The sequence below is a fragment of the Amycolatopsis jiangsuensis genome (assembly GCF_014204865.1).
GTDB lineage: Bacteria > Actinomycetota > Actinomycetes > Mycobacteriales > Pseudonocardiaceae > Amycolatopsis > Amycolatopsis jiangsuensis.
The window spans coordinates 3651987-3667607 of sequence record NZ_JACHMG010000001.1; the positions used below are offsets into that span (position 1 = coordinate 3651987).

Annotated in this window: 11 protein-coding genes; 4 read left to right on the plus strand and 7 right to left on the minus strand. The window is 69.7% G+C overall.

The window, feature by feature from the left end; genetic code table 11:
• Positions 1-217 precede the first annotated feature (217 nt).
• Positions 218-2647 carry a glycoside hydrolase family 172 protein gene (locus tag BJY18_RS16115; protein ID WP_246458884.1) on the minus strand — a complete coding sequence of 810 codons (2430 nt, stop codon included), beginning with the start codon at positions 2645-2647 and terminating at the stop codon, positions 218-220.
• 748 nt (positions 2648-3395) lie between these two features.
• On the opposite strand from BJY18_RS16115, the gene rox reads away from it, so the two are divergent.
• Entirely contained in the window at positions 3396-4835 is a 1440-nt protein-coding gene (gene rox, locus BJY18_RS16120; protein WP_184780760.1) for a rifampin monooxygenase, read from the plus strand.
• Between the two features lie 12 nt (positions 4836-4847).
• Here rox and BJY18_RS16125 read toward each other — a convergent pair whose 3' ends face one another.
• On the minus strand, positions 4848-5549 hold the full coding sequence (locus tag BJY18_RS16125; RefSeq protein ID WP_184780761.1) for an SDR family oxidoreductase: 702 nt from the start codon (positions 5547-5549) through the stop codon (positions 4848-4850).
• Positions 5550-5692: 143 nt separating this feature from the next.
• Between BJY18_RS16125 and BJY18_RS16130 the strand changes: the two genes are divergently transcribed.
• Positions 5693-8077, plus strand: a complete 2385-nt coding sequence (locus BJY18_RS16130; protein ID WP_184780762.1) for an FdhF/YdeP family oxidoreductase — start codon at positions 5693-5695, stop codon at positions 8075-8077.
• Positions 8010-8849 (plus strand): formate dehydrogenase accessory sulfurtransferase FdhD, encoded by an 840-nt coding sequence (gene fdhD / locus BJY18_RS16135; protein WP_184780763.1) that lies wholly within the window; start codon positions 8010-8012, stop codon positions 8847-8849. The genes BJY18_RS16130 and fdhD overlap by 68 nt, the downstream gene beginning before the upstream one ends.
• On the opposite strand, the gene BJY18_RS16140 is transcribed toward fdhD, so the two are convergent.
• The gene (locus tag BJY18_RS16140) at positions 8804-9760 is read right to left on the minus strand and encodes a LysR family transcriptional regulator (RefSeq protein ID WP_184780764.1); all 957 of its coding nucleotides are present in this window, start codon (positions 9758-9760) and stop codon (positions 8804-8806) included. The two genes, fdhD and BJY18_RS16140, sit on opposite strands and share 46 nt — an antisense overlap.
• A 77-nt stretch (positions 9761-9837) precedes the next feature.
• Here BJY18_RS16140 and BJY18_RS16145 point away from each other — a divergent pair, with 77 nt between their 5' ends.
• On the plus strand, positions 9838-10464 hold the full coding sequence (locus BJY18_RS16145; protein WP_312873861.1) for a polyphosphate kinase 2 family protein: 627 nt from the start codon (positions 9838-9840) through the stop codon (positions 10462-10464).
• On the opposite strand, the gene BJY18_RS16150 is transcribed toward BJY18_RS16145, so the two are convergent.
• From BJY18_RS16150 to BJY18_RS16165, 4 genes are read right to left on the minus strand one after another with little or no spacing between them, the layout of a single operon-like run.
• Complete coding sequence (locus tag BJY18_RS16150) at positions 10433-11239, minus strand: class I SAM-dependent methyltransferase (protein WP_184780765.1); 807 nt, start codon at positions 11237-11239, stop codon at positions 10433-10435. The two genes, BJY18_RS16145 and BJY18_RS16150, sit on opposite strands and share 32 nt — an antisense overlap.
• Positions 11239-12942: an ABC transporter ATP-binding protein gene (locus BJY18_RS16155; RefSeq protein WP_184780766.1), complete on the minus strand. Its 1704-nt coding sequence runs from the start codon at positions 12940-12942 to the stop codon at positions 11239-11241. Before BJY18_RS16155 ends, BJY18_RS16150 begins: the two co-directional genes overlap by 1 nt.
• Positions 12935-14584, minus strand: coding sequence for an ABC transporter ATP-binding protein (locus tag BJY18_RS16160; protein WP_184780767.1), 1650 nt, complete (start codon positions 14582-14584; stop codon positions 12935-12937). Before BJY18_RS16160 ends, BJY18_RS16155 begins: the two co-directional genes overlap by 8 nt.
• Positions 14585-15562, minus strand: a complete 978-nt coding sequence (locus tag BJY18_RS16165; protein ID WP_184780768.1) for an ABC transporter substrate-binding protein — start codon at positions 15560-15562, stop codon at positions 14585-14587.
• Positions 15563-15621 lie beyond the last annotated feature (59 nt).

Below are 15621 nucleotides of genomic sequence, written 5' to 3' on the forward strand. Positions count from 1 at the left end.
GGTCGCTCCAGTGCCGCAGGTCGTGGCTCGTTCGGTAGAGCACCGCGTGGTTTCCGCCGCCCGGCTCGGTAGTGCCGGTGTAGTGCAGCACCCACTGTCCGTCGATCCGGAGGACGTAGGGGTCCCCGACGCGGATCACGCGAGGAGCACACAGCTGTGTCTCCCCCGACCGTCAGGTCTGTCTCCATCGGACTTCGGCCTCTCGTGTCAGGACCGGTCACGACAGCACCTCCAGCCGGTACTGCGCCGCCGACCACGCCGGCGCTCCGCCCGCGGGAACGATCCGGATGTCTATCGTGGACTGTCCACTGGCGACAGACGCAGGCACTGCGAAGCTGTCTTCGAGCCAGCGGTGTGTGCTGTTCTGCAAAGGCTGGGTCCAGGTACCGACCTGTTTGCCGTCAACGAGAACCGTGGCCTGCTGGTAGCCCACGTTCTGGTCGCCGGTCCGCAGCAGCCGGGCGCCCACGTTGTGTGGATCCAGCGTCATCGTGAAGTGCACCGAGCCGGTCGAAGCTGTGCCCACCCGGCTGACTGGGCCTTCGATCTGCGTGCCCTCGAAGGTTGAGGTCAAGGTTTCCCGTGTCTCGCCCGAGGCGGTGTAGGCGTGCGTGACGCGGCTGGTGTCGTCGCCGGTGTCGATCAAGTCGGTCTGCCGCATCACCTGGTCCGGCTGCCCGTACCAGTAGGCGGTGGTGCTGTAGTCGGCGGGCGCGTCATCGGCCGGGCCGTGTTCGATGGCGAAGGTCAGCGCCGACGAGAACGGCACCGCGTCGCCGGCCAGTACGCGGATCGCGCCGGTGCAGTCGTATCGGCAGCCGTCACCATCCACTTTGTACGCCGGGTTGCCGGTCAGCGGCATCGCGAAGTTCGTACCGTCGCGGAAGTACCAGCCGGATTCGAAGAAGTCCTCCGTTCCGGTTCCGTGCCACTGCGGGCTCGCGATCCCGTCCACGTAGACGCGCTCATCGCCCTCGAGGTAATTTCGCTGGTTGCCCGAGGGAATGCGTCCGGTCATGGTCTGGGTCTCGCCGTAGAACACGCCCCGTCCGGCGGTCGTCAGAATCGGCCAGTCCACCCCGGCACGGGTGGGTCCCTGGTGGCTGGTCGCGGAGAAGTAGCCGAGTTCGCCGCCAGGACGCAGACCTGCGGTGGCCCGCGGATCCGGCGCCGAAGTGACTTCGACACGCGCTCCGGTGATCGGGTGGCCGCTCGCGTTGCGCAGCTCGACGGTCGCGCTCCGGCGGTAGGGCATCGGCCACCACGCGGTGAGCACGCCGCCACCGACGTCGATCGAGGACAGCATCGTCCTGCTGTCGAACAAGCCGAGCCCGGACCCGAAGAACTCTCCCAGCGGCGAGTCCACTGTGGTCTTGCCGTCGAAGGTGATCGCCAGCCTGGTCCCGCTCAGCACCGCCTGGGACGCCGCGAGTTCCGCCGGATCGCGCTGGTAGCGGTAGATCTGGTGACCGTTCCAGGTCTGCAGGCTCAGCCGGTAGTCGTGTGCGTTCTCCTCCCCGGGGTGATCCGGGCCGAGGTCGAGCACATCGGTGCGCAGCCACTGGCCTTCGACCAGCGAATGCACGTCGTAGCGGAATTCGTTGACGTCCACATCGGACGAGACGAACGCGGTGCCGATCCGCAGGTGCGAGCGGCCCGCGGTCAGGCTCGCCGGGAGTTCGAGCACCTGGTCGGTCCAGGTGCCGTGCGGCAGCGGGTTCCCGGTCGTCCACCGGCCGGCCGGCTTGCCGTCCACCGTGACGTCCGCGATCTGGTGCCCGATCGAGGGGTCCGACCGCCGGGTGATCCGGACGCCGGTGTTGTCCGGATCGATAGCGATCCGGAATGAACTGTGCCCGCCTGGCCCGAACGCACGGCCGTCGTCGCGGACGCGGGGTTCGGAAACGAGCTGGGGCAGCGTGATCCGCAGCCGGCTGATCGCGGCGGGGCCGCGCAGCGCGGCGAACCGCACGGAAGCGCCGTCGGAGACGTCCGCGGTACGCGAAAGCGTTTCCGCCCGGCGTGCGGACGGTTTGGGGTCCCGGACCCCGAATCCACGCAGGCGGTCCACGACGTCGAGCGCACGATCGGCCGGGTCGAAGGTCGCGACTCCCGCCGAGCCGGGGAACTCGCGGTAGGTGACGTGGTAGAAGAGCGGGTTGTGCTGGACCGTGACCCGCATCGAATGCCGGTACGGCATGGGAACCTTGATCACCGAACCGCCGGAGGTGTCGGCTCCGTTGCCCACCAGCGGCCACACGAAGGGCGCGCCGAGCCGTCCGTCCACAATGTCCTGCAAGGAACGGTTCAGCACAGTGCGGCCGTCGAGTTCGACCTTGAGCCGGCCGTTGTCCACCATGGCGCCGTAGTCGCGGGTGAACCACATGCTTTCGATCTCGCCGGCGCCGGTCTTCTCGGCGATCACGCAGCCCGCCGCGGTGATCCGCAAGCAGCTGTACACGCCGTTGAAGCCGTCTTCGTTGCCGCCGGTGCGATCGAAACTGGAGAACTGCTTCGTCTGGGCACCCGGCCGCAACCGGGCCATGGCGTCGAGCGAACGGTAGACGTCCCAGCCGATCGGCCCGACCGAGGCCGCCCCGGGCGCTTGAGCGTCCTGCGCCCCGGCCGGCACCACGACGACGCCCATCACCAGAAGTACGAACGCTACAGCGGAGAGTGACGACGTGAGGGCATGACGAACTCTTCGGCTGTGCATGGCAGCACTCCGATCAACGGGGAACGAGGAAACCTGAAGATCGACACACGGTCACGAGTAATCGATTTCCCGTTGACGTTAGGTGGCCGCAGAAGAGTGTGTCAAGAGTCACATTGGTGGTGTTTGCCCAGGTTAAGCAGATCGGCCTAACGACACGCCGGGTCCGGAACCGAGAGCAGAGCCTGGCGCAGGACTGCCAGGTCACGTTGCACGGGTGAGTCGTCGCGTCGTAGTCCGCGGCGCCGACCGCATCGTTGCCCGGATCGTCGGCCGCACCGCCGACCGCATCATTGGCCACACCGCGGGGCCGGACCGCCGGCCGCACACCGGCCGCATCGTTGGGCGCACCGCCAGCCGCATCGTTGCCCAGATCGTTGGGCGCACCGCCGACCGCACCGCCGGCCGCGGTGACCTTCGCGGGCTGCCGGAGCGTCCGTGCACGCGCTCACCGAGCGCTCGCCGCCGTTGCGGGCATAGGCGAACACGCGGGAAGCACGCAGTCCCGTATTCCGATCTGATTCACGTGCCCAGCACGGTAGCGATCACCAAGAGAGGATCGTCAGGCAACACAATTCCCTGCCCCTTTCACTATATAGCGCATCCCCGGTCTTGCCGCAAGACCCGGGTCGTGCGGCACACTTCGCGGGTCGAATCTGCGGCAGGGGAAACCGGGGGTTTCATGTTTGACGTCGTCGTGGCCGGGGCCGGGCCGACCGGGGTGCTGCTCGCCGCCGAGTTGCGATTGCACGGTGTGCGGGTGGTCGTGCTGGACAGGGAGTCCGAGCCGACGAAAATCGTGCGCGGGCTCGGGTTGCACGCGCGCAGCCTGGAGGTGGTGGATCAGCGTGGGCTGCTGGATCGGTTCCTCGCGCTCGGCAAGCTGTATCCGGTCGGCGGGTTCGCGGGCATTCGCAAACCGGCACCGGAAAACCTGGACACCACTTATCCGTATCTTTTCGGAATGCCGCAGACCATCGTGGAGCGGCTGCTGACCGAGCACGCCGAGCGGCTCGGCCCCCGGATCCGGCGTGGCTGTGAGCTGGTCGGGCTGGAGCAGGACGATCAGGGAGTGACCGTCGAGCTCGCCGACGGCACGTCGCTGCGGGCGCGGTACCTTGTCGGCTGCGACGGCGGGCGGAGCACGGTGCGCAAACTGCTCGGCATCGCCTTTCCCGGCGAACCGGCGAAACGTGAATGGTTGCTGGGCGAGGTGAAGATGACCGCGTCGCCGGACGAACTGGCCGCGGTGACGGCCAAGGTCCGGGAAACCGACCACACCTTCGGCGGGATGCAACTCGAAAACGGCTACTTCCGTTACCTGGTGCGCGCCGGAAAAGTCGCCGAGAATCCCGCCGCCCCGGTCGAGTTGGCAGAATTGCAGCAGCAGTCACGCGTCATCGCCGGCACCGATTTCGGCATGCATTCCCCGCGGTGGCTTTCCCGGTTCGGCGACGCGACCCGGCTGGCCGAGCGATACCGCGAGGGCCGCGGCCTGCTGGCCGGCGATTCGGCGCACGTCCACCCGCCGATCGGTGGACAGGGGCTGAACCTCGGGATGCAGGACGCGTTCAACCTCGGCTGGAAACTGGCCGCCGCGGTGCACGGCTGGGCCCCGGCGGGACTGCTCGACAGCTACCAGTCCGAACGCCGCCCGGTGGGCGCGAGCGTGCTCGACAACACCCGCGCCCAGGCCGAACTGCTGTCACCGGAGCCGGGGCCACAGGCCGTCCGCAGGCTGCTCGCCGAGCTGATGGAGTTCGAGCAGGTGCACCGCCACCTGGTCGAAAAGGTCATGGGTACCGCCATCCGCTACGACTTCGGCGAGGGACATCCCTTGCTGGGCAAGCGTCTGCGGGACGTGCGGCTCACACAGGGCCGTCTCTACGAGCGCATGCACCGGGGCAGGGGCCTGCTGCTGGACCAGACGGGCCACCTCTCGGTGACCGGCTGGGCGGACCGGGTCGACCACGTGGCCGACGTGAGTGAGGAACTGGACGTTCCCGCGGTGCTGCTCCGCCCGGACGGACATGTGGCGTGGACCGGCGAAGCCCAGGAGGACCTGGCCCGCGTGCTGCCCACCTGGTTCGGCACCCCGCGCGAAGAGCCCGTGCACCGGTGACCGCGGGCGTGTTCAGCCGAGCTCGGGGTACAGCTTCCGCAGGTCGCCGGCGAGGGCGGCCTTGACCTGGCGGGTGGGTGCGTCGCCGAGTACTTCCGGTTCACCGGCCTCGACAGCCTCCAGAGCCTGTGCGGCCAGAGCGTTCGGGTGGGTTTTCGGGACGTCGAAGTCGGCCATCATCGCGGTGTCGACCGCGCCCACGTGCACCGCGGTCACCAGGGTTCCCTGTCCCGCCAGCTCCAGGCGCTGGGCGTTGGTCGCCGCCCACGCGGCGGCTTTGGCGACGGAGTAGCCCGCGGCCATCGGGTTCGCGAGCCAGGACATCACCGACAGCATGGTGACCACCGCGCCACCGCCGTTGGCCGCGAGGATCGGGGCGAACTCCCTCGTCACGCGGACCGGGCCGAAGAAGTTGGTGTCCAGTTCGCGGCGCAGCCCGTCCTCCGGGCCGAAGATGGTGGCGCGGGTGCCGATACCCGCGTTGTTCACGAGCAGGGCGACGTCGGTGGCCGCGCGGGCGACGGCGGTCACCGACTCCTGGTCGGTGATGTCGAGCCGGAGCGGGACGATCCGCGGGCCGGCGGTGATGCCGGCGACGTCCCGCGCGGTGGCGTAGACCTTCGCCGCGCCGCGCTCCAGCAGCTCCTCGACGAAAGCCTTGCCGATGCCCCGGTTCGCGCCGGTGACCAATGCGGTGGTGCCCGTGATCTCCATGCACTCGAGCTTAGAACCTGACATCGATGTGAGGTGCCATGAATTGTGTCCCGGATCACCTCGGATAGGCGCGCCCTATCACCGGTCAGATATCGCCTTTTTGACGGCGGTAAACGCGCCGAACTACCGTGGTGCACGCCTGAATGGAGAATCTCGTGAAGGACGAACCCGGCGACGACGCGCTGAAGGTGACGGCACCCAAAACCTGGGCGACCGGCCTGCCCGCGGTGGCGCACGCGATCGAGTACTCGCTGAAGGAGACCTCGCCGCGGCGGATGCTCACCACCCTGCTGAACGTCAACCAGGGCAAGGGAATCGACTGTCCCGGCTGCGCCTGGCCGGAGGAGGCGCCGGGAAAACGGCACCTCAACGAATACTGCGAAAACGGCGCGAAGCACATCAACGACGAGGCGACCACCCGCCGGGTCGATCGCGAATTCTTCCGCGGCCATTCCGTCGGCGAAATCAATGCGATGTCCGATTTTCTGCTCAACCAGCAGGGCCGGCTCACCGAACCGATGGTGAAAAGGTCGGGCTCCGACCATTACGAACCCATTGGCTGGGACGATGCCCTGTCCCTGCTGGGCGACGAGCTGCGTGCGCTGGACTCGCCGGACGAAGCGGCCTTCTACACCTCCGGACGAGTGAGCAACGAGGCCGCGTTCCTGCTCCAGCTCTTCGCCCGCGCGTACGGCACCAACAACCTGCCCGACTGCAGCAACATGTGCCACGAGTCCAGCGGCTCCGCCCTGATGGAAACGCTCGGCGTCGGCAAGGGCAGCGTCAGCCTGGACGATCTGCACGAGGCCGACCTGATCTTCGTGGTCGGCCAGAACCCGGGCACCAACCACCCGCGGATGCTCACCGCGCTGGAGGAGAACAAGCGCCGCGGCGGCCACATCGTCGCGGTGAACACGCTGCCCGAAGCCGGGTTGATGCGGTTCAAGCATCCCCAGCGCCCACGGGGTCTCGCCGGGCGCGGGACGAAGATCGCCGACCAGTTCCTGCACATCCGCGCCGGCGGCGACCTCGCGCTGTTCCAGGCATTGAACCTGCTGCTGCTCGAGGCCGAGGACGCACATCCGGGTACCGTGCTCGACCGCGCGTTCATCGACGCGCACACCTCCGGTTTCGACGAGTTCACCGGGCACATCCGCGAAACCGGCTGGGACGAGGTGCTGACCGCGACCGGGCTGACTCGCGCCGAGATCGAGCAGGTGCACGAACGGGTGCTCGCCAGTGAGAAGGTCATCGTCTGCTGGGCGATGGGCATCACGCAGCACCGGCACGGCGTGCCGACCATCCGGGAGATGGTGAACTTCCTGCTGCTGCGCGGAAATCTCGGTAAGCCGGGCGCCGGGGTGTGCCCGGTCCGCGGGCACAGCAATGTGCAGGGCGACCGCACCATGGGTATCTGGGAACGCGTGCCGCAGAGTTTCCTCGACGCACTCGGCCGCGAGTTCGGCTTCACCCCGCCGGCCGAGCACGGGCACGACACGGTCGGCACGATCCGGGCCATGCGAGACGGCGATGTGAAGGTTTTCCTCGGCGTGGCAGGCAATTTCGTCCGGGCGACACCGGACAGCGAAGTGACCGAGCAGGCGTTGCGCAGCTGCCGGCTGACCGCGCACATCTCCACCAAGCTCAACCGTTCGCACGGCGTCTGCGGGGACGTGGCGCTGATCCTGCCCACTCTCGGCCGCAGCGACCGGGACGTGCAGGCCACCGGCGAGCAGGTGGTGACCGTCGAGGATTCGATGAGCATGGTGCACGCCTCCCGCGGGAAGCTGCCGCCGGCCTCACCGCATCTGCTCAGCGAGGTGGCGATCATCTCCCGGCTGGCCCGCCGGACGCTCGGCGACCGGCCGGAAATCCCGTGGGCGGAGTTCGAAGCCGACTACGGCACTGTGCGGGACCGGATTTCCCGCGTGGTGCCCGGTTTCGAGGACTTCAACGCGCGGATCGCCGACCCTGCCGGGTTCGGCTTGCGCAATCCGGTCAACGACCACGTCTTCCGCACCGCGACCGGCAAGGCGATGTTCACCCGCAACGCCTTCGACTTCCTCGACGTGCCCGAGGGCCACCTCGTGCTGCAGTCACTGCGTTCGCACGACCAGTGGAACACCATCCCGTACTCGGCCAACGACCGGTACCGCGGGATCCACCACGGCCGGCACGTCGTGCTGGTCAACCCGGACGACATGGCCGAACTCGGCCTGACCGAGCTGCAGCGCGTCGACCTGGTCAGCGTCTGGACCGACGGATCACAGCGGCGGGCGCGGAACTTCCGGGTCGTGCCGTATCCGACGTCGCGGGGTTCGGCCGCCGCCTACTACCCCGAGACGAACGTGCTGGTGCCGCTCGACAGCGTCGCCGAGAAGAGCAACTGCCCCACGTCGAAGGGCATTGTGGTCCGCTTGGAGCCGGCAGCGGAGCCGCGGGCCGGAAGGAGCGCACAGCATGGGACGAGCGACGGTACGGCGGCAGGTGCTGCGGCTGCGCGACGAGACGAGCACGCACCGGCCTGACACGCTGGCCGGTGAGGAGCCGATGGAGATCCGGGTCGGCGGCAAGGCGCTCACGGTGACCATGCGCACCCCCGGCTCCGACTTCGACCTCGCGGCCGGTTTTCTCGTCGGCGAAGGCGTGGTGCACCACGCCGAGGAGATCACCGGGATCCGGTACTGCGCCGGTGCGACCGCGGACGGCAGCAACACCTACAACGTGGTGGACGTCGCGCTCGCCCCGGGCACCACGCTGCCGGAGCCGTCACTGGAGCGGAACTTCTACACCACCTCGTCCTGCGGTCTGTGCGGCAAGGCCAGCCTGGACGCGGTACGCACCACCACGCGGTGGAGCCTCGCCGAGGACCGGACCACGATCGATCCGGAGGTCGTGTACTCCCTGCCGGACCGGCTTCGTGCCGCGCAGCGGGTGTTCGACAGCACCGGCGGGCTGCACGCCGCCGGCCTGTTCTCCACCGACGGTGAGCTGCTGGCCCTGCGCGAGGACGTCGGACGGCACAACGCGGTGGACAAGCTGGTCGGGCACGCCCTGCGCCAGGGGTGGCTGCCGCTGCGCGGCGCGGTGCTGATGGTCAGCGGGCGGGCGTCGTTCGAGCTGGTGCAGAAGGCCGCGATGGCCGGGATCCCGGTGCTGGCCGCGGTGTCCGCACCGTCGTCACTGGCGGTCGACCTCGCCGGGGAAACCGGGCTGACGCTGATGGGTTTCCTGCGCGGGCGATCGGTGAACGTCTACAGCCGGACCGAGCGGCTACGGGTGCCCGAACCGGTCGGGTAACGCACCGGCCCGTCCTCCAGATCCTGGAAATCGGCCCGTTCCGCGGCGGAGAGCAGCGCCTGCACCGCGGGCGGCAGCGGGTCCCGGGCGCGCACCACCAATCCGATCTCCACCGGCTTCGAGGGCGCGGTCAGCGGCACCGCCCGCACGCCCGCGGGGATGCCCAGCGCGTGCAGCCAGGCCGGCGGCACCACCCCGGCGGTACGCCCGCTCGCCACGTGCGCGAGCACGGTCGCGAACGAGTCGGTCTCGACCTCGGCCACCGGCGCGGCCCCGGCCTCGGCGAAGCAGGCGTCCATCATCCGCCTGCCGCGCATCGCCGGGGTCAGCAGGCACAGCGGGAGCGCGGCGGCTTCCGCCCAGGACGCCACCGGCCCCAGCGACGTGGCGCGGTCGGCGGACACCAGCAGGATGTAGCGCTCCTGGTAGAGCGTGCGCACCCGGAACTCGGCGCGCATCTCGTCGTCGAGGTAGGTCAGCGCGGCGTCCAGGGAGAAGTCGCGGAGCCGTTCGACGATGCTCACCGACGTCAGGTCCGAGGCGACGTCGGCGGTGAGCAGCGGGTGCACGGTGCGCAGCGATTCGATCAGCCGGGGCGCGGTCACCGCGGCGCTGGGCACGGTGCCGATGCGCAGCCGTCCGGTCAGCCCGGTCCGCATCGCCCCGACCTCGGTCAGCAGCGCGTCACGGTCGGCGAGGATCTGCCGTGCCCACGCGACGACCCGGTCCCCCTCCGGGGTCAGCCCGCCGAACCGCCTGCCCCGCCGGATCAGCGGCACCGCCAGCTCCTCCTCCAGCTTGCGGATCGCCTCGGACAGCGACGGCTGGGAGACCCCGCACAGCTGCGCGGCCCGGGCGAAATGCCGCTCCCCCGCCAGCGCGACCAGGTACTCCAGCTGCCGGAAGAGCACGGCCACCTCCTTCTCGTCCCGTCCGTGGATCCTAGGCGGACATCCGGTGTTCACCTTCCACGCCTGGTCTCGCGCGCATGCTCGAGGACGTGCGCGAATACATCGACCGGCTGGAGATCGGCGGGCGGTACGCGCGCACGGTCGCACTCGGCAAACCCAGCGACCGCGAGACCCACCAGTGGTACTTCCAGCGCTACGTCCAGCACCTGCCGACCGGGGGGGGGGAGATGGTGCTGTTCGACCGGTCCTGGTACAACCGGGCCGGTGTCGAGCGGGTGATGGGATTCTGCCCGCCCGAGCAGTACGAGCAGTTCATGCACCAGGCACCGGTGTTCGAGCGGATGCTGGTGGAGAGCGGGATCACGGTCACCAAGTTCTGGTTCTCGGTGACCAGGGCCGAGCAGCGGGCCCGGTTCATCATCCGCCAGGTCGATCCGGTGCGCCAGTGGAAACTGTCGCCGATGGACCTGCGGTCACTGGACAAGTGGGACGACTACACCGCAGCCAAGGAAGCGATGTTCCGCCGCACCGACACCGACTGGGCGCCCTGGACCACGGTCAAGAGCAATGACAAGAAGCGCGCCCGGGTCAACGCCATGCGCCACTTCCTGGCGCGGTTCGACTACCCCGGCAAGGACGCCGCCGTGGTCGGCGCGCCGGATCCGCTGATCGTCAAGCGCGGGATCGACGCGGTCGGCGACTGAGGCCGGAGCTCTCCGCTCCTTTCTTCGCCGCCACCAGCACGCGTGGGGTCGTGGCCAGCACCGAACGCGTCTCGCGTGCCTCCGCGATCAGCGTCGCGGCCGCGGTCTGGCCCATTTCGCCGGCCAGTTCCCGGCGGTGGGAAAGGATTCCGCGGTAGACGGCGAGCTGGCGGCTCAGCCAGGCCGGGGTTTCCTCGTGCACGAGCACCTCGAAACCGGCTTCGGACAGCAGTGCGCGGTGGTCCAGGTAGGCCGGTTCCCAGGTGGTGAACACGAAGTGCCCGCCCGGTTCCAGGATCCGGGTGACTTCGGCGAACGCGGCCGGCTTGTCCCAGACCATCCACAGCGCGTCCACGCTCATCACCGCGGCGCACGAGCCGGTCCCCAGCCCGGTCGCCTCGAAGCTGCCGACCTCGAACCGGGCGTCGGTGGCCGGCTCGTGCGCCGAGGCCCGGGTGCGGGCTTCGAGCACCGCGGCTTCCACCACGTCGACCCCGGACAGGGACGTGCCCAGCGCACGCGCCACCTCCAGGCCCGGACCACCACGGCCGCAGCCCAGGTCCGCGAGCCGCCTGCCGCGCACGTGCCCGCAGAGCTCGGCGATGCGGACCAGGTCCGTCCGCGTGACGAAGCCGAACGGGTCGGCCTCCTCCGGATAGTCCGCGCCGTAGGCGTCCCGGTAGATCCCCCGCAGCGTGTCACTGCTCCACTGCCGTCGCAGCACTTCGGCGTAACGGTCCTCTTCCTGGCTGAACTCGCCAACGGCCCACGTCATCAGCCGGCACTCCGTTCTTCGATCCTGCCTTCCCGCAACGAAATCACCGTGCGCATGCGCGCGATCGTGGCCGGGCGGTGCGCGATCACGATGAGCGTGCGGTCCCCGCGCAGCCGGTCGATCGCGGTTTCGATGCGTGCCGCGGTCGACGGGTCGATGTCGGCGGTCGCCTCGTCCAGGATCAGCACGGCCGGATCCAGCAACGCGGCCCGCAGCAAGGCCACCAGCTGCTGTTCGCCCGCCGACAAGCGGGCGCCGCGCGCGCCGAGGTCGGTGTCCAGCCCGGCTTCGAGCCCGGCGACCCAGTCCTCCAGCTCCAGTGCGCCGACCGCGCGGGACAGCTCGTCCCGGCCCGGATTTCCCGGCACCAGCGCGAGATTGTCCGCGAGGCTGCCGGTGACCAGGTGGACCTGCTGGGGCACGAGCACGATCCGCTCCCGCAGTTCGGCAGGCGGGATGTCGACCAGATCGGTTCCGGCGTAACGGATCCGGCCCACAGCCGGGCGGTACAGCCCGGACAGCAGCTTCGACAACGTCGTCTTGCCGGATCCGGTCGGCCCGGCCAGCGCCGCGCGGTCCCCGCTCGGGAAATGCACCACCACGTCGTGCAGCACCTGCGCCTCTTCGGTGTAGGAGAAGCACACGCTGTCCGCGCTCAGCTCGCCACGCCGCGGCGTGCTCGGTGCGTCCGTCTTCACCGGCTCAGGCACGTCCGACGTCGCGCTCAGCAGGTTGAGCAGCCGTGCAAAAGCGGTACGGGACGTCTGCATCTGCGTGAGCAGCTGGGTCAGCTGCGTGACCGAGCTGAACAGCTGGCGCATGGCGAGCACGAAGACCACGACAGTCCCGACGCTGATCACTCCGTACACCGCCAGCAAGCCTGCCGCGACCAGCATGACCGCGTCCGCCGCGCCCTGGACGACAGTGACCGCGCTGCTGCGGAAGGCGACCCGTTGCGCGTGCCGGGCCGCGTCGACCAGTCGGCGGTGGTCCTCGGCCAGCCGCTCGCCGAGCACGCCTTGGGCGCCCGTGGTCTGCAGCAGCTCGCGCGCCTCGGTGCCTTCCCGGTAGGTCGCCGCCGCTTCCGCCTGCCGGGCGGCCTGGGCGGCGAAGGCGGGTGCCGCGGCTCGTTTGAACGAGCGCAGCAGCCAGACCGTCGCGGGCAGGAAGACCAGCGCCAGCACCAAGGTCAGCGGAACCGAGTACAGCAGCAGGACGATCGTGGAGAAGACCAGGTAGCCGACCACGGCGAGCAGGTCCGGCAGGTCCGAGCGGACGAATCCGGCCAGGTCGGACATCTCGCTGGTGACCCGCCGCAGCAGGTCGCCGGTGCGGTGCCGTTCCAGGAACCGTAACGCGGTCGCCGCCAGCCGTTCGACCACGAGTTCGCGCAGCTGCCGCACCACGCGTTCACCGGCGCGGACGAGCAGGATTTCCGACGCCCGCAGCAAGGCCATGCGTGCTACCGCGAGCCCGAGTACGGCGAGCGCGGCCCACAGCATTCCGGCGCGGTCCCCGGCGAGCACGACGTCGGTGACCCAGCCGATTGCCGGCGGGATCAGCGCGAGCGCCAAAGTGGACAGTGCGGTGACCACGATCGCGAGCACGATCAGCCGCCGGTGCGGGCGCAGGTACGGCCATGCCCGGGCACGCAGATGTTGTTGCGACGGCGCTTCTTCCAGCACCACAGTCGGCTCAGCCATCGACGGCTCCGGCGGGTACCAGCGTCCGGCTGGGCAGCGTCAGCACCCGGTCGGCCTCCTCGAGCACGGCGTCGCGATGCGTGGCGAACACCACGGTGGTGCGGGTTTCGGTCGCCCACGAACGCAGGTTCGTCAGCATGGTGCGTTCGGTGGCGATGTCCACCGCGGAAGTCACGTCGTCGAGCACGAGGACTTCGCCACCGGCCAGCATCCCTCTGGCCAGCGCGAGCCGTTGGCGCTGCCCGCCGGACAGCGTGCCGCCGCGTTCGCCGACGGCTGTTTCGTAACCGTCCGAAAAGGACTCGAACTCGGCGTCGATCGCGGCGGCCCGGCAGGCCGCCCGCAGTTCGCCGAGCGTGCAGCCGGGCTGTCCGAGCGCCAGGTTTTCGGCGATCGTGCCGGACACCATGGCCGGCCGCTGCGGGACGTAGGTGATCCGCCGCCGTACCTCGGCCAGCTCGGCGGAGCGGAGGTCCACCCCGCCGTAACGGACCTCGCCCCGCGCCGGATCGTCCAGCCGGCACAGCAATCGGGTCAGCCGGGTCTTGCCGGAGCCCAGCGGCCCGGTGACCGCGACGAACTCACCGGGCGCCACGCGTTCGGACAGCACGTCGCCGGGCAGGTCCACCCCGCGCAGCTCCAGTTCGCCGCGCGCGGGCAGCGCGACCGGCTGCTCCGGTTCGCGCACGGCCGGTTCCGTGCGCAGTACTTCGGTGATCCGCCGGGCCGCGGTCCTCGCCTGCACGATCTGGTTGAACCGCATGGTCAGCATGCCGACCCAGCCCGACAGCATGGTCATCCACGTGGTGAACGCGACCAGCCCGCCGATGCTCAGCGTGCCGGACGCCACCGCGGGCCCGCCGACCGCGAGGCCGATCGCGGTACCGGCGGCCGGGATGAACGGCGCCAGCGCCGCCCAGTCCGCCGCGACCCGCGCCACCCGGAAGGTGTGCGCGGTGACCTCGGCGCTGTCCCGGTGGTGCGCGTCGACCAGTACTCGTTCGGCACCGAGCCCGCGTACGGATTCCGCCCCCGTCAGCAGGTTCTCCACCGCGTCCGCGCGACGGCCGTGCGCGGCCGAGAGATCCGCGTTCACCGCGGACATCCGCTTCGGGTAGAACACGCTCGCGACCGCGATCAGCGGAACCATCGCGAGACCGACGACCGCCAGCAGCGGGTCGAGCAGCGCGATCGCCACCACGATCGCGACGAACCCGCAGGCCCCGGACACCAGTGACGCGATCCCGGCCAGCCACGCGCGGACCGCGTCGACGTCCCGCGTCCCGCGGATGGCCAGATCCCCGGCACCGAATTGCTCGGCCGCGCGGTCCAGCGTCAGCACGTGCTCGAGCAGCCTTTCCCGCAGCTGCCCGGCGGCCGTGGTCGAGTACGTGACGGCCGACCACAGCATGCCGATCAGCCCGCCCACCGACACCAGTGTCATGCCGAGGATGATCAGCGCCCAGACCACGAGCGAACCGCGGTCGCCCGCGACGACCCCCTCGTCGAGGCCCTGTTTGATCAGGTCGGGCAGGACGATCGAGGCGCCCTGGAACACCAGGCCGGCGAGGATCGAGACGAGCACCGGGCCGCGGTGCTCGCGTACGCACGAGGCCAGCAGGCGGAGGTCGGCTTTGTCCACCTACAGCCCCGCGAGGATCTTGTCGACGTCGGCCAGCGCGTCGGTGGCGATCCGGTAGGAGGCCACGCTGTAGTTCGGCATCGGGTGCAGCCGGCCCGCCTTGACCGCGGGGAGCTCGCGGAAGGTGGACTGGTCCAGTACTGCCTGCACCGGCTGGCGCGGCTTGCCGTCGTAGGTGACCGGGTAGACGATCACGTCGCAGTCGGCGATCTCGCTGAACTGCTCGTAGGAGAACTCCTGGCCGTTCTTGCTCTGCCCGGCGGCCGCCTTGCCGAACTGGACCCCCGCGTCGGCCAGCACCCCACCGAGGGCGGAACCGGCCATGTTCAGCGTCCAGGTGCCGGAGTTGTTGCCCTGCGAGATGTAGGCCCACTTGTGCCCGGCCAGCCGGCTCGCGCGCTGCTTCTTGATGTCGGCGATCTTGCCCTCGTAGGCCGCGCGCAGTTTCTTGCCCTCGGCGTCCTTCCCGATCATCGGCGCGAGCCGGTCCGCGCACTCGCGCCAGAACTTGGCCTGGTTGCTCGACAGCAGCACGATCGTGGGGGCGACCGCCTGGAGCTGGTCGTAGACCGGCTGCATCCGCGAGCGGCCGGACTGGTACGTCATGGACACCACGAGGTCCGGGGCGAGCTTGGCGATCTCCTGCACGTTCGGCTGGCCGTTCGGGCCGATCTTCGGCAGCGACAGCAGGTTCCGGTAGGCCGGGTGCACGAGTTCGGCGGTGTACTCGCACACCCCGGCCGGCGTGATGCCCAGGTCCTGCAGGATGAACGGCGGGTAGAAGTCCGCGGCGACCACCTTGCCCGGGTTCAGCGGCACCTCGATCTCGCCGAGGTCGGTGGTGACCTTCCTGGTCGCCCCGGCCGGCGCCGCCGCGTCCCCGCCGCCGCTGCCGCAGGCGGCGAGGCCGAGGGTGCCCAGAGCCCCCAGCGCGCCGGTCAGCACGGCTCTTCTCGACACGTCCCGCTGCAGCACCATCGTCGCTCCCAAGTCCATCGATAAGGCGAGCCTTACCTAATCGTAAACCCGGCATCCCG